The sequence below is a fragment of the Paenibacillus sp. Paensp111 genome (genome assembly GCF_059492195.1).
Genome location: NZ_CP168527.1, coordinates 1,755,411 through 1,774,592, shown reverse-complemented (window position 1 = coordinate 1,774,592; position 19,182 = coordinate 1,755,411). Strand labels below are relative to the sequence as shown.

General features: G+C 48.2%; 14 protein-coding genes and 1 other annotated feature. Of the genes, 5 read left to right on the top strand and 9 right to left on the bottom strand.

Annotated elements, in window-relative coordinates:
- Positions 1–5: 5 nt before the first annotated feature.
- Positions 6–1,994: a sensor domain-containing diguanylate cyclase gene (locus tag ACEN86_RS08105; RefSeq protein WP_495633783.1), complete on the bottom strand. Its 1,989-nt coding sequence runs from the start codon at positions 1,992–1,994 to the stop codon at positions 6–8.
- 449 nt (positions 1,995–2,443) lie between these two features.
- On the opposite strand from ACEN86_RS08105, the gene rpsD reads away from it, so the two are divergent.
- The gene (gene rpsD / locus ACEN86_RS08100) at positions 2,444–3,043 is read left to right on the top strand and encodes a 30S ribosomal protein S4 (RefSeq protein ID WP_495633782.1); all 600 of its coding nucleotides are present in this window, start codon (positions 2,444–2,446) and stop codon (positions 3,041–3,043) included.
- A 113-nt stretch (positions 3,044–3,156) separates the two neighbouring features.
- Here rpsD and tyrS read toward each other — a convergent pair whose 3' ends face one another.
- Positions 3,157–4,410 (bottom strand): tyrosine--tRNA ligase, encoded by a 1,254-nt coding sequence (gene tyrS / locus ACEN86_RS08095; RefSeq protein WP_495633781.1) that lies wholly within the window; start codon positions 4,408–4,410, stop codon positions 3,157–3,159.
- 59 nt (positions 4,411–4,469) lie between these two features.
- Positions 4,470–4,723 (bottom strand) — a binding site (T-box leader).
- Between the two features lie 166 nt (positions 4,724–4,889).
- Here tyrS and ACEN86_RS08090 point away from each other — a divergent pair.
- On the top strand, positions 4,890–8,021 hold the full coding sequence (locus ACEN86_RS08090) for a transglycosylase domain-containing protein (protein ID WP_495633780.1): 3,132 nt from the start codon (positions 4,890–4,892) through the stop codon (positions 8,019–8,021).
- A 126-nt stretch (positions 8,022–8,147) separates the two neighbouring features.
- Here the strand turns inward: ACEN86_RS08090 and acsA are convergent, their stop codons facing one another.
- Positions 8,148–9,872 (bottom strand): acetate--CoA ligase, encoded by a 1,725-nt coding sequence (acsA, locus tag ACEN86_RS08085; protein ID WP_495633779.1) that lies wholly within the window; start codon positions 9,870–9,872, stop codon positions 8,148–8,150.
- 268 nt (positions 9,873–10,140) lie between these two features.
- Here acsA and ACEN86_RS08080 point away from each other — a divergent pair, with 268 nt between their 5' ends.
- Positions 10,141–10,773 (top strand): GNAT family N-acetyltransferase, encoded by a 633-nt coding sequence (locus tag ACEN86_RS08080; protein WP_495633778.1) that lies wholly within the window; start codon positions 10,141–10,143, stop codon positions 10,771–10,773.
- A 28-nt stretch (positions 10,774–10,801) separates the two neighbouring features.
- Positions 10,802–11,980, top strand: coding sequence for an acetoin utilization protein AcuC (locus ACEN86_RS08075; protein WP_495633777.1), 1,179 nt, complete (start codon positions 10,802–10,804; stop codon positions 11,978–11,980).
- A 22-nt stretch (positions 11,981–12,002) separates the two neighbouring features.
- Here ACEN86_RS08075 and ACEN86_RS08070 read toward each other — a convergent pair whose 3' ends face one another.
- The 3 genes from ACEN86_RS08070 to ACEN86_RS08060 form a co-directional block, all read right to left on the bottom strand.
- The gene (locus ACEN86_RS08070; protein WP_495633776.1) at positions 12,003–12,704 is read right to left on the bottom strand and encodes a 5'-methylthioadenosine/adenosylhomocysteine nucleosidase; all 702 of its coding nucleotides are present in this window, start codon (positions 12,702–12,704) and stop codon (positions 12,003–12,005) included.
- Positions 12,705–12,791: 87 nt separating this feature from the next.
- Positions 12,792–13,808, bottom strand: coding sequence for a catabolite control protein A (gene ccpA / locus ACEN86_RS08065; protein WP_495633775.1), 1,017 nt, complete (start codon positions 13,806–13,808; stop codon positions 12,792–12,794).
- Positions 13,809–14,249: 441 nt separating this feature from the next.
- Positions 14,250–14,687 carry a hypothetical protein gene (locus tag ACEN86_RS08060; protein ID WP_495633774.1) on the bottom strand — a complete coding sequence of 146 codons (438 nt, stop codon included), beginning with the start codon at positions 14,685–14,687 and terminating at the stop codon, positions 14,250–14,252.
- Between the two features lie 147 nt (positions 14,688–14,834).
- On the opposite strand from ACEN86_RS08060, the gene ACEN86_RS08055 reads away from it, so the two are divergent.
- Positions 14,835–15,365, top strand: coding sequence for a type 1 glutamine amidotransferase domain-containing protein (locus ACEN86_RS08055; protein WP_495633773.1), 531 nt, complete (start codon positions 14,835–14,837; stop codon positions 15,363–15,365).
- 79 nt (positions 15,366–15,444) lie between these two features.
- Here ACEN86_RS08055 and ptsP read toward each other — a convergent pair whose 3' ends face one another.
- From ptsP to aroA, 3 genes are all read right to left on the bottom strand, one after another.
- Positions 15,445–17,205, bottom strand: a complete 1,761-nt coding sequence (ptsP, locus tag ACEN86_RS08050) for a phosphoenolpyruvate--protein phosphotransferase (protein ID WP_495633772.1) — start codon at positions 17,203–17,205, stop codon at positions 15,445–15,447.
- A 153-nt stretch (positions 17,206–17,358) separates the two neighbouring features.
- Positions 17,359–17,790 (bottom strand): CoA-binding protein, encoded by a 432-nt coding sequence (locus tag ACEN86_RS08045; protein WP_495633771.1) that lies wholly within the window; start codon positions 17,788–17,790, stop codon positions 17,359–17,361.
- Between the two features lie 41 nt (positions 17,791–17,831).
- A complete protein-coding gene (aroA, locus tag ACEN86_RS08040) occupies positions 17,832–19,127 on the bottom strand; it encodes a 3-phosphoshikimate 1-carboxyvinyltransferase (protein WP_495633770.1) in 1,296 nt (431 codons plus the stop codon).
- Positions 19,128–19,182 lie beyond the last annotated feature (55 nt).

Below are 19,182 nucleotides of genomic sequence, written 5' to 3'. Positions count from 1 at the left end.
TAGACTTATTGAACCGTCCTGCCAATTTGGGTCTGGTTCCGGCCGTTATTCTTGGAGCGGTATAGCGCCATATCAGCCCGGTAAAATAATGACTCTACGCTAATCTTCTCATCCATCCGATTCCAATTGGATACGCCGCACGAGACAGTAACCCTCGGTGTCGTCTCAGCCGAGATCCGGCCACGAATGAGCTCGGCCAGCTGATAGCCTTCCTCAAGCTCCGTATCCGGCAAGTATATCGCCAGCTCTTCTCCGCCCCACCGTGCGCTTATATCAACCTTGCGAAGGGTGGACTGAATGATATTAGAGACCTGCTTCAGAATTTGGTCTCCGATTTGATGACCATGGGTATCGTTAATCTGCTTGAATTTATCTATATCTACCACGATCAGCGAGCCCTTGGCATCCCTGCGCTGAAATCCCAATATCTTATCGTCCAGATAATGGCGGGCGAACAATCCAGTCAGCATGTCCCGATTAGCCATCCGCCGGACTTCGGCATGCAGTGAAGCATTTGCAATAGCCAGTCCAATGTGAGTAGACAGCACCTGTAGCAGCTTATAATTCTCATAGGAAAAATAATGTGGGCGGGTGTGCGCCAGCAGAATCGCCCCGCTGACTTCCCCGCGAATCATTAATGGAGCCCCGATCAAGGAGTTTGATCCAGTCCGCTCCATTAGCTTGGAGTATACTCTTCCGTAATTATTGTAATCCGAGAGGATAATAGGTTCCTTAGTTGCGTATACCAAGCCGCAAAAGCCAGAATCTCTGGGGAAGATCTCCTTGGTCAGTGAAGCAACGTTTGTGGAGACCATTTCAAAGGACTCTTTGGCTTTATCAAGCTGGGAGATGCAGCAGTATTCAGCACCGAATATATGCAGAAGCTCTTCTGTTGCAAATTTGAACACTTCTTTCAGCTGCAAACTCTGACTTAACTGCTGAGTCAATTCATTAATCAACCTGAGCTCATGAATGAGCTGATTAGACTGTTCGTATAATTTGGCATTCTCGAATGCGGTTCCAGCCGTATCGGCCAGCATGCCAACCAATTGGATATCCGCTTCTTCAAATTGTTCTGAGGGGATGAATAGATGAAATACCCCGTAGACACCCTGCTTGCCGCTAAGCGGGACTGCAATTTCCAGGTATCCTTGTCCATCCTCAGTCTGGAAGCTGTTACGGAGAAGCCTTCCTTCCATAAAGGCCTGAACACACAGCCGCCTCGTCTCCCCCTGCAGCTGCAGTGATTTCACTCTGGAATTCGAACTATGATGATCCTGGGACATCAAAATTTCCAGCCGTGCATTCGGATATACCCTGACAAGACTGTCCAGCACCTCGTTAAGCACCGCATCAACATCTATTTTGTCATGAAGCCTTTGTACAATCTCGACCAGGAAGGATCTTCTCAGCGTCTCTCGCTTGGCCTGTTCTTGTATCGCAATGAAATCTTTGAAAAATGTATTCTCGAACCTGCGGTAAAAACAGGATACAAAATGGTGTTCTGCCATACCCAGAATCTGCGCTGCAAAGCTGGTCTCTTCGGCAGTGCCTTGAATTACACAGCCAATTACTGAGAATATTTCGGCCTTGCTTTTTGTACGAATAGGGATTGCTGCTGCGACTGTAACGGGTTCTGCCGCAGCATCTGCACACAGACTTAGCGTAATAGTCTTACCGGTGTCTAGACAAGCTCGCATCGCTTCGTTCATACCTTGATTCCACCTGCCGAGCACAGCCTCATCTTCGGTATAAATGAATTGTGCTGCCCAATCCGCAAGCACCCATGAAAGCTGTCCGCCGCCCTGGAATGAAGACACTGCAGGAAGCCAGTCCTTAAATACAGAACTTAGCAGCGGATGCAAATAAGGAAAATCATGTGCCGTGATATCCAGCTGCTCCAGCCAGGCGATCTCGCTTGAGTGAACGTCAAGATCTGGAGATGGGGAAGTTAGATTGCTAATCACCGGGTCCTCTCGTAGATGTTCTGCCATAAGGGGCTCCTTCTGCACCGCGCATCGACGGCTTAATGGTAACCTTTACATATGCTCAACAACAAACTTCTTCTAAGGGTATACTAGGAATAAGATATATAATTGTATTCTACTATTATAATTGGGTTTTTGCACCTAAATTCCATGGTTTTGAACCGGTTTTTTTGGTGCAAAAGCCCTATCGACAAAAACCATCTTTTTCAAACAAAAACTTCGCCTTGACTTTATATACTAACTTCATATAATATTTATTGTTGATGAAGACTGGATAGAGTCTTACCTTAGGGCGTAAAATTGTGTCACCCTCACGGCTTTTGTTGCTGACTGGACAGCGGCTGAACTTTTCGGTCAGTAGAGCGGATTATTCTTCTATCCCCCCGCCCGACAAACAAAACCGGCGCAAGTGTAGCCCCACCTAAAATTTAATTTATGAAGGAGTCTACTATACAATGGCACGTTACACTGGTCCTAAATTTAAACTCAGCCGTCGTCTCGGCATTTCCCTGAGCGGCACAGGCAAAGATTTGAAACGCCCTTTCCCTCCGGGTCAACATGGTGCAAACCAACGGAGAAAAGTAAGCAACTACGGAATGCAGCTTCTTGAAAAGCAAAAGCTTCGCCACATGTACGGCTTGGGCGAGAAGCAGTTCAAAACTCTCTTCTCTAGAGCACACAAAATGCAAGGTATCGCCGGTGAAAACTTCATGTTCTTGCTGGAGTCCCGTCTGGACAACCTTGTATACCGTCTTGGCTTTGCTAACTCCCGTGCTGGTGCCCGTCAATTGGTATCCCACGGCCATATCACAGTTAACGGCAAGAAAGTGAACATCGCTTCTTACCTCGTGAACCTGGGTGATGTAATCAGCCTTCGCGAAAGAAGCCGCGGCCTTTCCTCCGTTAAAGAAGCTTTGGAGAACCGCAACCATCTTCCAGCTTACCTTGAGTTCAACGATACTTCCCTTGAAGGTAAGTACATCCGTCTTCCAGAGCGTTCTGAGCTCTCCCAAGACATCGATGAGAAACAAATCGTCGAATTCTACAACCGTTAATATTAAAGCTCACACAAACCGGTCCTGGTCTGCAAAGACTTCGGCCGGTTTTTTTATGTTTAACTACAATAGTACATACAAAAAAGGAGCCAACCTCGGCTCCTTACTCTGTACTATTTTCTCGCAAGCTTGGCGAATTTACGCTTACCCACCTGAATTACATCGCCATCTTTAATTTCAAGCTCTGCATTGAAGTCTGTCAGCTTGTCTTCATTGAACTTGACCGAGCCCTGCTGTATACTGCGTCTCGCCTCTCCATTGGATGCAGCGAAGCCCAGAAGCGTGAGCAACTTAATCAGGCCAATAGAGCCATTTGCCAGCTCGCTATCTGCAATTTCAACAGTCTGTATATCGTCTGGCAGCGCACGCTGCTGGAACACGGTTACGAAATGCTCCTGAGCCGCTTCCGCATCCTCCAGATTGTGATACATTCTTACGAGTGTAAAAGCAAGCTTCATCTTGGCATCCCGAGGGTGCAGCGTGCCTTCCTTCATTCCTTCTTCAAGCACAGCCAGCTCCTCATTCGTTAAATCAGTTACCAGCTGGAAATATTTCAGCATCAATTCATCAGGTACAGACATCACCTTGCCGTAAATTTCGTTAGGCTGTTCATCGATGCCAATGTAATTCCCCAGACTCTTACTCATCTTCTGGACTCCATCAAGCCCCTCGATGATCGGCGTCATAATGGCCACCTGAGGCTCTACGCCATATTCCTTCTGAAGCGTACGTCCCATAAGCAGATTGAACTTCTGGTCCGTTCCGCCAAGCTCAATATCTGACTTCAAAGCAACTGAGTCCATACCCTGCATCAGAGGATAGAAGAACTCGTGGACGCTGATAGGCTGTCCGCTCTGGTAACGCTTGGTGAAGTCGTCACGTTCAAGCATACGCGCAACCGTCAGCTTCGCAGCCAGCTTTACGACATCAGCAAAGGTCATTGGCGCGAGCCACTCTGAATTGAAATGGATTTTCGTCTTTTCCTTATCCAGAATCTTGAAGGCCTGCTTAAAATAAGTCTCCGAGTTGCGCTTCACATCTTCCTCGCTCAGCTGTTTTCTTGTCTCGGATTTGCCGGTCGGATCGCCAATCTGGCCGGTAAAGTCACCAATGATCAGCTGCACCTGGTGACCCAGCTGCTGGAACTGGCGCAGCTTCTGCATAACGACCGTATGTCCAATGTGCAGATCGGGTGCCGATGGATCGAGTCCTAATTTTACCTTTAACGGCTCACCTGTTACCACAGACTTCATAATCTTGTTCTTCAATTCTTCCTCAGGAACGATCTCAACTACGCCCCGTGAAATCACCTGCAGCTGACGCTCTACCTCAGCCTGCTGTTCAAGAGATAATTCTTCCCATTTCATGACGTCCTGCCTCCTCTAACATTAATATATCTGAACACAAAAAAAGCTCCATCTTATCCCCAAGGGACGAGAAGGAGCTGCTCGCGTTACCACCCTAATTAAAGCCATGTCTATTCCAAAAAAAGACACTACGGCTTTCACTTCATTCCTATAACGGTTACCCGGTACCGGACTACTGACACTCCATTCCTCTGTGTGTTCCCCCGGACGGCTCCAGATTGTAATTCAAAGGAGGTTCACTCACGGTTCGCAGCAACCACCGATTCTCTGAGGAGAGATTTCCACCTTCTACTGTATCTTTCAAAGCCTTTATCCATATGCTTTTGTATATTACTGTATATCTTATAACATATATACTTTTGAGAAGTCAAACGCTAGCTCATGAGTCAAAGTCGCTTCTGGGTAGGGCATGGATCTCAAAAATGGATTCAAACGGGTACATTTATGCTATAATGTTGCTGTTAAAAGGAGGATACCCTATGGTAGAAGTGCACGAAAAGGATCCTGGAGAACAAAAACCGAAACGCCGGAAACATTGGGGCAGGACAACCCTGAAAGTGTTCCTATGGCTGGGTTTTGTTGCTTTTGCTGGGATTCTGTTTGTTGGAGGAGCTTTATTTGGCTTCGTATCCTCCAACGTCAAGGATGACCCTGTCCGATCAAGGGCAATGATTGAGCAGAAAATAAGCACTAATAATATTACAGCCTTCGCCTATTTCCGCGACGGCACTCCGATCGGCCAGCTTCGTTCTGAAGAGGATCGGCGCCCGGTAACCTACGAGGAAATCCCCCAGCTTGTGATTGACGCCGTGATTTCCATCGAGGATAACAACTTCTGGCACCATAGTGGTGTCGATGTGAAGGGAACTCTCCGTGCAGTCAAGGAAAGACTCCTTCGGGAAAGCAGCCAGACTGGAGGCAGTACGCTAACCCAGCAGCTGGCCCGGCGGGTGTTCCTTAATCTGGACCGTACGGATAACCGGAAAGTAAAAGAAATGCTTCTGGCGCTTCGCCTTGAGCGGTTCTTGGACAAGAAACAAATTTTAACCGCTTACTTGAACAAGGTTCCTTTTGGTAACGGGTCGAATGGATACAACGTATTCGGAATCCAGGCAGCCTCTAGAGGAATCTTCGGAATCGCCGATCTTAAGAAGCTCAACATTGCTGAAGCCGCCTACCTGGCTGGCCTGCCTCAGCTCCCCTCTTCTTACTCCGCTTTTAATGGCAAAGGGGAATTTAATAAGTCCAACTTCAACCGGGCTGTCAAACGTCAGCATCTGGTGCTGCAGCGTATGCTCGAGGAGAACACCATTACCAAGAGCCAATATGATGAAGCCATGGCCTTTGATATCAAGAAGGCTCTTGCTCCGCATATTGAGAAAGCCTATGCAACCTACCCTTATCTTATGCTGGAAACCGAGCGTCAAGGTGCACAGGTCCTTGCCCTGCTCAAAGACCCGTCTCTAGATAAGAACAAGATTCCAAGCCAAACGCTGGAGGAAGCAAGACAGCAGCTTATGACTGGCGGATACCGCATCTATACTACGATTGATAAGAAAGTATATAGTGCGATGCATAAAGTAGCCGAGAACAGCGCCAACTTCTCTCCGAACAGCAAGACAAAGGGCCTGGAACAGGTTGCCGGTATGATGATCGATCACAGAACAGGCGGTATTCTTGGCATGATCGAAGGCCGGGATTTCTATACCGAGCAGATGAACTATGCTACCCAGATGGTCAGACAGCCAGGCTCCACCATGAAGCCGATCGCAGCTTACCTGCCTGCCTTGGAGAAAGGGCTTGTCCAGCCTGCTACCATTATTGATGATTCTCCAGTAATATTCCGGGATGGACAGAAAGGCTATCACATCCCAGTCAACTCTAGCGGGGGTTATAAAGGGCTTGTTACTGCGAGAACCGCACTTAATGAATCGCGGAATATCCCTGCGCTCAAGCTGTTCAACTATACCGTTGGAATTAATGACGCCTGGGCTTTTGCCAAGAAGCTGGGCATTACTACTATCCAGAAACAGGATTACCAGGCCCAGACCGGTGTCCTAGGCGGTCTTAAATATGGTGTAACTGTTGAGGAATTGACCAATGCATATGGAGCCATTGCGAATCAAGGGGTATTTAATGATGCCTACATGATCGAGAAGATTACCGATTCAAATGGTAATGTCGTATATCAGCACAAGGCTGAACCTACACAGGTATTCTCCAAGCAGACAGCCTACCTGATGACAGATATGCTGCGTACCGTCATCTCGGCTGCCGGGTCAACCGGTCATTCCATTGCCCGTGACTTCAAGAAATACGGCCAGATTCCAGTCGTCGGCAAGACAGGAACCACACAAGACTATGGTGATGTCTGGTTCATGGGTTATTCCCCGGATGTTACGCTTGGCGTCTGGGTGGGATATAAGGAACAGAAGGATACACTCGTGACCAAAGAGGCCAAATCCAGGGCCAAATCCATTTGGGCTCTTGTCATGAATGAGGTCAGTGATAGCAAGCCTGATCTATTCAAGACACCGAAATTCACGAGACCGGACGGCATTGTCACACGGACCGTATCCGGATTCAGCGGTCTGCTGCCGACTGCGCTCACCCAGCAGGCTGGAAAGATGGTCACCGATATTTTCAATGTGAAGTATGTACCTAAGAAATCTGATGATGTGCTCGTGAGAGCCAAATATATTACGTACGATGGCGTGAATTATATTCCTCATGACGAGACGCCTTCAGACATGGTGCAGCAGAAAGTGGTTATGCGGCGTGACAAGCCCATCAAAGAATTGATTGAAGATCTTCAGAATGCCTTCTCCAGAATGAGGGGCGGACATAGAGATCTCAGCTACTATCTGCCTAAGGATGCATCCAAGGATGCTCCGACCAAGCTTGACCCCCGTGAAGATGATGGCAGAGCTCCTGCTGCCCCTTCCAATGTGAGGGCGATCGCCGGAGGCAGTCACAACACGATTACCTTCAATAAGAACAGCGAGAAGGATGTCGTTGGGTATAGGCTGTACAGATCTCTAGATGGCAGCGCGTTCCGATACAGCAGTGCAGTTCTTGCCGGTTCAGACACAAGCTTTACGGATGGGACATCTTCGGGACATAACTATTCTTACTATGTCACAGCCGTTGATGTTGGCGGGCATGAGTCTTCACCTAGTGCTGTAGCCACCTCGGAAGGGGCGGGAACCCCACTTCCGAAACCGGGCAATACGCCGCCGAAGCCGGATCCGAATTCAGGCGCTGACAGCGGAAGTGAGACTACAGACGGTACTGGTACTACCGATGGGAACGGCACTACAGATGGATCTGATCCCGTCACCACTGCCCCTACCACTCCTCAGCGGATGCACGCCAAAGCAACCAGCGGTGGTGTTCAAGTTAGCTGGAGTGCGAATCCTAAAGCAGAGAGTGTTACTGGATATAATGTGTATTACGCGGACAAAGAGAACGGGGTATATTCCCTTGTCGGAACCGTTCAATCTAATCAGTATGAATATACAGCTTCCCCAATCAACGGGTATATTCGGGTAACAGCGATCAATGCGGCCGGGGAATCCACACCCACCTCAGCGCTCCATATTGAGAAATAAGACCGAGACACGGTCAGTCTTAAAATAGTTACAAAAAAACGGAATCCGCGATGGATTCCGTTTTTTTATTAACTTATTCAAAATCAAACGACTGAACCGAAGTCCAGTCGTCCTATTAAGTGAATATTAGTCCTCAATTGTAGATAAATCTCCAACAGGCAGCTGCAATTCCCACGCCTTAAGCACCCGGCGCATGATTTTGCCTGATCGGGTCTTGGGCAGTTTATCCTTGAATTCAATTTCGCGAGGTGCGGCATGAGCAGATAAGCCGATTTTTACAAACTTGGCGATATCCGCCTTCAGCTCTTCTGAAGGTTCATAACCTTCACGAAGGGAGATGAATGCCTTAATAATCTCACCCCGCGTAGGGTCCGGCTTGCCAATAACCCCTGCTTCAGCTACTGCAGGATGCTCAACAAGCTTGCTTTCCACCTCGAAAGGTCCAATCCGCTCACCCGAGGAGTTAATTACATCATCAATCCGGCCCTGGAACCAGAAGTAACCATCCTCATCCATATAGGCCGAATCCCCCGAGATATACCAGCCTTGGATACGGAAATACTCTTCGTATTTAGCCGGGTTGTTCCAGATCTTACGCATCATGGATGGCCAAGGTGTCTTGATCGCGAGGTTTCCCATCCGGTAAGGCGGAAGCACGTTACCCATGTCATCAATAATTGCCGCTTCGATACCTGGAAGGGGTCGTCCCATAGAGCCAGGCTTCATAGGCAGTGAAGGATAGTTACATATCAATTGTCCGCCGGTTTCGGTCATCCACCAGGTATCATGAATTCTTTTGCCATACACTTTAAGTCCCCAACGTACTACCTCAGGATTGAGCGGTTCTCCCACCGAGAGAACGTGCCGAAGGCTGGACAGATCGTATCCGGAAATTACATCCTCGCCTGCCCCCATCAGCATACGGAACGCCGTAGGCGCACTATACCAGACTGTGACCCCATACTTCTGGATGGTCCCATACCAATCGGCCGGACTAAAGCGGCCGCCGCGGATAACATTCGTGGCTCCATTCAGCCAAGGTGCAAATATACCGTAAGATGTTCCTGTTACCCATCCGGGGTCCGCTGTACACCAATACACGTCCCCTTCCTGGAGGTCAAGCACAACCTTGCCGGTATAATAATGCTGGATCATGGCGTTGTGGACATGATAGACTCCCTTTGGCTTGCCGGTTGAACCTGAAGTATAGTGGATGATCAAGCCATCTTCACGGTCAACCCATTCAATCTCAGCTTCTGAAGATGCGCTCGCCATGGCAGAATTGAAGTCAATGATCCCTTCGCCTGGCTCTACCTCGTCCCCTATGACAATAACATGCTGGAGTTCTGGCAGTTCATCTCGCTTAATCCTTGGAAGTAAGGAAGGCGTGGTGACGATCGCTACCGCTCCGCTGTCCTCAAGCCTATCTTTGACGGCAGTCTCCATGAAGGCCTCGAATAAAGGTCCCACCACTGCGCCAATCTTGATGGTCCCCAGAATACTTACGTACAGTTCTGGCGTTCTCGGCATGAACACAAATACGCGGTCGCCTTTGTGAATTCCTATCTGTCTTAGAACATTAGCGAATTTGTTGGATAAGTTCTGAAGCTCTTCAAAAGTAAATGCCTCATCACGTGTTGCATCGCTGTATAGTAATGCTGTTCTCCCGCCCCGGCCAGCATCTACATGACGGTCTATGGCTTCATAGGCCAGATTCAGCTTACCGGTCTCGTACCAGGAGAATTCCTTCTCTACATCCTTCCAATCGAAGCCTTCATACGTTGTTTGATAGTCGCCCAAATTAGTTGATTGGGCCTCCGCTGAAATAACTTCCCCTTGCAGTTGGTTCATCTTTTCATCCTCCTTAATCCTCTCTCGAAACCGGAAATTGTAAGTTGGAATTCATGAATAACAGAAAACAGGTTCAGTCTTGGATAGCGCTTACACGAATGCTGTCGAAAAACGGCACATTCGGCTTTAGACAGGCATGAAGTCAAGTCTGGAAATGTGAAGAATTTATGTCAAAAGGTATTATATCATAGGCAAAAGAAAGCGGCTACACTTTTCAATTTTCCATTTTTCTGCTATAAGTGAGAGGAAAGAGGAAAGGAGACCGACGATGGAACATCCTAAAATGTACCACGCCCATATCCTGTCTCATCCATCCAAGGAAATTACGGTGGAAGGACCTGTAGCACCCGACGTACTTCGGCGGCTCCATATGCATCCGGAACTTGACGCTTTCCGCAGACCGGAAGAGCAGCATGCAGCCTTGGTTGAAATTGCAGGCCTTCCTGAAGGACGTATGATTATAGCGCGCGATGGAGACCTCATTGTCGGATATGTAACCTTCCATTACCCCGATGAAATGGAACGCTGGTCACAGGGTGAGATGCCCGATCTTATAGAGCTCGGTGCGATTGAAGTAGCGAATGAGTACCGTTCACTCGGCCTCGGGAGCGCAATGATCCGTACCGCATTTGAAGATACTCAGATGGAGAACTACATTGTATTTACGACCGAATACTACTGGCATTGGGATTTGAAGACGAGCGGGCTTGATGTATGGGCTTACCGCAAAATGATGGAACGGTTGATGCAGACCGTGGATATGGTATGGTATGCAACCGACGATCCGGAAATCTGCTCTCATCCTGCTAACTGTCTAATGGTGCGGATTGGTAAGAATGTGCCGCTCGAATCCAAAGAACAATTCGATCAGATAAGATTTAAGCAGCGCTTTATGTATTAATTGGAGAAGATAGGGGGATTGCTCAGCTATGTCTGGAACAGCAAGCTTCGTTCATCACGACAAGGATTTAAGTTATCATTTCCATGACAGCCACCCTTTCCATCCCATTCGTCTGCAGCTCACGATTGACCTATTGGCCGCCGTCGGCGCTCTGCCAGATGAAGCCAAGCTCTCCTCCCGTCAAGCTGACGAAGCGGATCTGCTTCGTGTACATAGTCTCGAATATATTAAGGCCGTTCAGGCTCTTAGTGTAAAAGCTCCTGCTGCGCAGTGGCTGTCCCGGGCTGAACAGTACGGGCTGCTTGATGAGGATACGCCTTTTTTTGCGGGAATGCATGAAGCTTCGTCCTATATAGCCGGAGGCACGCTAACGGCCGTAGAAGCGGTCATGTCCGGTTCCGTCACACATGCCCTTCATCTGGGTGGTGGACTTCACCACGCTTTGCTGGCGAAAGCTGCCGGCTTCTGTGTGTACAATGACGCTGCAGTAGCCATTTCATATGCTAGGGAGAAGTACAAAGCCCGGGTACTGTATATCGATACGGATGTTCACCATGGTGATGGGGTGCAGTGGAGCTTCTACTCGGACCCTGAGGTCTGCACCTACTCTATTCACGAGACAGGTAAGTATCTATTCCCTGGAACAGGATTCGTGAACGAACGCGGAGAGCATCTGGGTTATGGATATACGGTGAACGTTCCTCTTGAGCCTTATACCGAGGATGCCTCCTGGATGGAGTGTTTTAAGGAGTCGATCCGCCGTGTTGCTGCATTTTTCAAGCCTGACCTGATTATCAGCCAACATGGCTGTGACGCCCATGCCATGGACCCGTTATCTCATATGCACTGCAGTATGAATATCTATAACCAGATGCCTGAACTGATCCATGAACTGGCGCATACCCATTGCGGAGGCAGATGGGTGGCCGTGGGAGGAGGCGGCTACGACATCTGGAAGGTGGTTCCGCGTGCCTGGAGTCTATTGTGGCTGGAAATGAGCGATCACCCGCTAAAGAAGCAGCTGAAGACCCATCCGCTCTCCCCTCTTCCTGTTGAATGGACAGGAAGATGGCAGCCCCAAGCTCCCGTAACCCTGCCTTCCGAATGGCTGGATGATCTGAGCTGCTGGGATGCCATCCCCAGAAGAGACGAAATCACAGCAAAAAACCGCGAGACGCTCGCGGTTGCACTTCAAGATATGCCATAAGGTAAGCGGCACGGATCTTACATTAATTCCAATGCTCTAATATATCTCTTACAATTTCGTAAGAACGGCGAGACGCTTCCGCCGTGAACTCTTCAAAGTTAACGTTCGCGGTTCCGTCCGCCTTATCGGACATCGACCTCAAGACAACATAAGGAATGCTGTTCAAGTGGCTCACTTGGGCCACAGCAGCCCCTTCCATCTCCACACAAGCTCCGCCTAAGTCCTCATAGAGGGATTTCACGAGCGCGTGATCAGCAACAAATTGATCCCCGGACAGCACTCTTCCCACGATAAACTTATGATCCTTACATACCCTGCAGCATGCGGCTTCAGCCAGCTTTACTAGAGTCTGATCGGCCGGGAAGTCGGATACCTCCTGAAACGGAATAATCCCTTTAGGAAATCCTAAAGCCGTGACATCCATATCATGCTGCTGACAGGAGGAGGAGATTACGATATCTCCTATGTTCAGCTCTGGATCCGCTGCGCCTGCCACCCCGGTGAATAGAATCGCACTTACCCCAAAACGGTTAATAAGCACTTGTGTAGTAACAGCCGCATTGACTTTACCTACTCCCGATTTACAGACAACGACCTCTTTGCCGTACAAACTGCCTTTGGTAAAAGTAATCCCACTAAAAAGCACAGTCTCCTTATTGTCCATATCAGCAAGCAGATGGGCTATTTCCTCATCCATAGCGCCCAATAATCCTAATGTTGTCATCTGATCAAGCTCCTTTCCCAAAAAGAAGCCCCTGTACAGGAGCTTCTTCTACGATAACCTTTTTCATATATTGTATATATCTCTGTATTAATTCTTGTTCTCTAAGTGGTTCACGGACAAACGCAGGATCGTCTCATGAGGCAGAATCACACGGGGATTCTCCACATTCTCTTTCTTCATAAGCTTGGTTAGAAGACGCATAGCTACAGCTCCAAGATCATACATCGGCTGAGCAACAGTCGTGAGCTGAGGACGTACCATCGAGGCCATACGAATGTTATCCACGCTGATCACTGAGAAATCATCGGGTACTTTAAGTCCTTCGTCCTGAATGCTATGTATCGCTCCAATTGCCATCTCATCTGTAGCCGAGAATACAGCGGTTGGACGTTTCTTGAGACCAAGGAAGTACTTCATGGCTTCTACACCGGATTCGTAACGATAGTTACCAATTCTCACCAGATCTTCCTGGTAAGGAATTCCCGCGGATTCAAGCGCTTTCTTGTAACCCTGGAATCTGGCATAACCGTTAGCCGGATCCTGCAGTGTTCCACTGATCATGGCAATTTCACGGTGCCCATGACGGATTAAAGTATTTACCGCATCAAAAGCAGCAGCTTCGTGGTCAATATCGACTGAAGGAATTACTCCGTTCTCATCGCTGGTAGCACACAGAACAATCGGAACCGAAGACGTTTGGAAGGCTTGTACATGTTCCTCCGTCACTGTACCGCCCATGAACAGAAGGCCATCCACCTGCTTCTCCAGCAGTGTGTTAATGACGCGGATCTCCTTCTCCTTCTTCTTGTCTGCGTTACATAGAATAATGTTATAGTGATACATATTCGCTATATCTTCAATACCCCGCGCAATTTCTGCAAAAATCGAGTTGGAGATATCAGGAATTACGACACCCACTGTCGTTGTCTTCTTGCTGGCTAGGCCTCTAGCCACAGCATTCGGACGATATCCAAGTCGTTCGATTGCTTCGTATACTTTCTTCCGGGTCTGCGGCTTCACATTCGGATTGTTGTTAACAACCCGGGAAACTGTGGCCATCGAGACGCCAGCTTCGCGTGCCACATCATAAATGGTAACCGTCACATTCTTCTCTCCATTGCCAATAAATTTTTCATTCTGATTCTGTAGATGTCGATGTATCCGAACGAACTAAAATCAGCAGCGGCCTTCACAAAGTAATGTAAAATAGTTAATTTGGGCTGTTGACTTTAGTTACTCTATAATATGAATTAAATTTATGATACGATAAAACGCTATTTTGTGCAATCGATAACGCGATATCTACCCTTAAGCTTCCTACTAAAAGCAACTGAGGTATTACTGGAATGGGAGGTATGCAAGGCGGCCTTCCCCTTTGGGATCAAGCACTTTTTCATTTGTTATTGTGGGCAAGGCCAAGGTCTTATATTCAGCTTCTCACACGGTTTGAATCCATTTCCGTTCCTCATGCTCTATGTATTTTAGCAAAAAACGCGAAAAAAATCCAATTATCGTGAAAATTCAGCTGAAAAGGGGTGAAAAAATTCATTTTATTCTGGAAACTTGTCGAGCGGTGTGAAACAGAGTAAGTTGAGATAGCCGCTGAGTGATGTCTTGCATCCACATGCCGTCTTCTGTTTCTTTGGCATATCCATAAATATCGAGGAGAAGATTGATTCGTTCTTCTTTCTTTTGTTCCAATATGTGTTCGATTGAAGCGGTTACAGGCGCTGTATACAAAGCATCGTACAAAAGATTCGCAACTTCATTCATTTCATTGAAATGAATGACCCGGCTTCCCTCAATCTGCTTCCATTCTCCGAGCAGGGACAGGACATGCGACTTCACTTCAGGAAGCACTTCATAAGTTGAACAGGATTCACATAGTAAGATTGGTACATTCTCAATTTCAATTCGCCCTTCAAAGAAAACTTTTCTGAAATCCAGGCTCATTGCTTGTCCGCAATCACATGACTTGCGCACATCATCACCTCATCTGCATTCTGTTTCATAGTTTTGTGTCTTAATCTTACTAACGTAAGTGATGTGTAAAAAGTTTTAGTTTTTGATACAATTAAATAACTGAAATAGGATTTCGTCAATGCTCAAATTCGACTGGAGGAGTTAGATATGAGACTAACTGGAAAAAGGATCATCGCTTTAGTAGACGAAGAATTTGAGGATTTAGAGCTCTGGTATCCGATATATCGCGTTCGAGAGGAAGGGGCTGAGGTTCACCTCGTCGGTGCCGAGAAAGGCAAAAAATACATTGGCAAGTATGGCGTTCCCGCCGGAGCTGAGTATGCTTATGAAGAGGTGGAAAGCCAGAATTATGATGGCATTCTAGTTCCTGGTGGCTGGGCGCCAGACAAGCTTCGCCGGTATCCGAAGGTGCTGCAGCTCGTTCGTGAAATGAACGAAGCCAAGAAACCTATCGGGCAGATCTGCCATGCAGGCTGGGTGCTGATATCAGCGAAGATTCTGAATGGGGTTACCGTTACTTCAACACCAGGAATCCGGGACGATATGGAGAATGCTGGAGCCTATTGGAAGGATGAACCTGTGGTGACAGACGGTCATATTATCTCGGCACGTCGCCCTCCCGATCTTCCGCCGTATGGCGCAGCTTTCTGTGATGCGCTGGCTGCAGCCAGACAATAAACAGAGAAATAAAAAACCGCTGACGAATAATCGTCGGCGGTTTTTATTTCATCTTAGTGACTTAGCTCGCATTAGAAATCTAATTAAGCGGACACCTTTGAGCTTCGTCTGAATTTAATGTTTCCTTTGCTGCATGTTGCTCTAGAAGAGCTTCGATCTCAGCACTGGTCCTCAGCTTGAAGCAATGCTCGCCTATAGCTTTCCCCTCGGCCGCATGACTCCCAAGAATGGTATGTTTTACACGCAGCAGAGACTGTGGTGACATACTCAACTCACTTATGCCCAAGTACATCCATAACGGCACCGAACGCTCATCCCCGGCCATCTCTCCGCATACACTGACCGTTATCCCGGCCGCCTGGGCCGCATGTGCCGTAGTGCGAAGCATACGAAGAATAGCCGGATGGTAAGGATGGTACATTTCAGCAATCTGCTCGTTCATCCGGTCCACAGCGAGTACATATTGAACCAGGTCATTCGTTCCGATACTGAAGAAGTCGACCTCTTCAGCCAGGAGATCCGCGATAGCTGCTGCAGCCGGAACTTCAATCATGATCCCGACCGGAATCTCGGCGTCGTAGGCTATTCCCTTAAGATCCAATTCATGCATAACTTCCCGGAGGACCTGCTTCGCTTCAACGACTTCCTCTACGGATGAAATCATCGGAAACAGTATCTTCATCCGGCCATAGGCACTGGCCCGCAGTATAGCGGAGAGCTGGGTTTTGAAGAGTTCCGGGCAATCCAGACTGATTCTTATTCCTCTATATCCAAGAACCGGATTCTCCTCTTCGGGAATGGAGAAATACTCCAGCTCCTTGTCCCCCCCTATATCCAGGGTTCGAATTACGACGGCATGGTTCCCAGACCTCTCTGCAACCTGACGGTATACATCGAATTGCTCCTCTTCTGTCGGGAACGTACTCCGGTTCATATACAGGAATTCCGTCCGGAACAAGCCTACACCCTCGGCGCCGTGCTTCAAGGCAATCTCGCAATCCTTCAGCGAGCTGATGTTGCCTGCTAATCTGAGCTGAACACCGTCCTGCGTGACCGCGGCCACAGAAGCCAGCTGCTGAAGCTGCTCCTTGCGTAAGCGGAGCCGCTCTGCAAGCTGGGAGTACTTATTCACAAGCCCGTCATCCGGCTCCAGGAATAGACAGCCTTCATCACCATCTACAATCAGCAGATCTCCTGTCTGAATCGGCAGGGTCAGCTTATTCTCGAGGCCTGAGACAAGCGGAATTCCAAGTGCCCGGGCCATTATCGCCGAGTGGGAGGTCTTCCCGCCAAGCATGGTTACCATACCGAGCACATTGCTCGGATTCAGGTGGACAAGCTGGGAGGGGGATAGCTCTTTGGCTACCAGGATATAAGGCTGTGTATCCGCAGGCAGGGTAATGTCCGGCGTCCCCAGCAGATGCTTGAGAAGCCGGTTGCCTACATCTTTTATGTCAAGAGCGCGCTCTTTCATATATTCATCGTCCAGCAAATCAAACATCGTCACAAAATGATCGATGGCTTCCTTCACGGCAACTTCGGCAGCCTTGTATTGACGTTCAATGATCCCCTGGATTTCACTCATAAAGACGGGATCTTCCAAAATAGCGATATGAGCATCAAATATGCCCGATTCCTCAGAACCCACCATTTCTTTAATCTCGTTCTTGATAATCTCAATCTCGTTCTTGGAGGTCTTGATACCTTCATACAAACGATCAAACTCTTTGGTGAGATCGATGTTCTCCATTCTCCGGTCTGGCACGTCCCATTCCCAAGAAGGCAGAACGAACGCTCTTCCGATGGCAACTCCAGTCGAAGCACCGATACCTTGTATCATATGAGCCCCCTTCAATTCCTACTTCTCATAGGATATCCTCTCTCTATATAGATATGGTATACACCCACCTGAACATTTGTCAAAGAAAAAAGCTCAAATAACAAGGGCACTCAACCTGAGTGCCCAGTCTGGAATCAATCGTATTCTTGCAGATTATCGGCTTCGGGCTGGTGAAGTTACTGCATCCTCCACCTTGATGCACCGGTCCATAATCACTTTAAGTCCGTTATTAGAAGCAATCTGGTTGGCTTCGTCGCTGAATACCCCTAGCTGCAGCCACAATACTTTGGCGCCAATCTCTACGGCTTCCTCAGCCACTTCCGGAGTAAATTCACTCCGGCGGAAGACATTTACAATGTCTACAGGCTCTGGAATATCCTTCAGGCTTGCATAGGTCTTCTCGCCAAGAATGTCTTCCGTTACCATGGGATTAACCGGTATAATCCGGTAACCTCTGAGCTGGAGCGCATGCGCAACCATGTAGGAAGTACGATCTGTTTTGTCCGACAAGCCAACGACAGCAATATTACCAGCAGACTCCAGAATTCCTTTGATTTCTTGACGGCTCGGGTTCTCAAATGCCATTGCTAATAACCTCCCATCCTATTCAAGATATTGAATAAATATTAGGAATTTAGCCATTCCACAGAAGCACCAAGTGCAGAGATATGATCAAAGAATTGCGGGTAAGATTTGGCCACATGATGCGCATCCTTGATGGTTACCGGCTTCTGGGACCGCAGTCCAACAATCGTCAGCGCCATGATCACCCGGTGATCATAATGGGCATTGATCTCTACGCCTCCCTCTACACCTTCAGGACGGCCGTGAACAATAATTTCAGCCTGGCGTTCCTCGACATGAGCTCCGGCCTTCTTAAGCTCGGCCAGATAGTCCGTAATCCGGTCACACTCTTTATAACGAAGATTCTCCACATTATAGAACCTTGAGGTCCCTTCGGCAAATACTGCTGCCGCAACCATAGCCAGAACGGCATCTGTTGCTGCATCTCCATCAAATTCAACTGCCTTGAGCTTACCATTTCCCTGAATATGAACGATACCATTCTCGTGCGTTAAAGGAACCTCCATCATTCTCAGCACATCCACTACAGCCCGCTCACCTTGTCTGCTGTGCTCTTCCAGACCTTTTACAGTTACATCGGACTTTGTCACTGCTGCGGCCGCCAGAATGGCTGCTGAGCCCGGATAATCGCCTTGAACCTGATAGGTCTTAGCTTGGTAGGATTGGCGTCCAGGTACCTTAAAGTGCACGTAATCTTCGGAAGCCTCAATCCGGATCCCCGCCTGCTCAAGCACGTCAAGCGTCTGTCCAACAACCACTTTGGACTTGAGGTCCCCAAGCACTTCAATCTCGCTATCTTCTTCAAGCAGCGGAGTAAGGAACAGCAGGGCGCTCAGGTATTGGGAGCTGACTTCCCCGGACACCTTAATCTTACCGCCTTTAGGCGCACCTCCCTGGATACGGATAGGTAGGCGTCCCTCATTATGCTCAACTTTTACCCCCATTTGGGTTAGGGAATCAATTAAGTCATCATGCGGGCGTTTGCCCAGCGAATCAGGATAAGTATTTACAAAAGTAACATCTGGGCAAAGTGCAGTGACTGCCATAAGAAACCGAAGCACCGCTCCGGCATTGCCTACATTAAGCTCCTTGACATCCTTTGGCTTAGAACCAAAGCCCTTGATCACGATCTTCTCGTCGTCTTCCTCAATCACTGCGCCCAAATCGGCGATACAACGCCGCATAGCATCACTGTCTTCACTATGTGCAGGGAAATAGATCGTACTGGTCCCTTCAGCAAGCGCGGCTACAAGCAGATACCTCGTAGTATAATTTTTTGAAGAAAGTGCCTGAATTTCCCCTTGAAGCTGAGGCGTCGGTCTAACGATAATGTCCATATGTCTATGTACTCTCCTTTTGTATAATTATGCTGTTGTCAGGTATAAAAGTCTT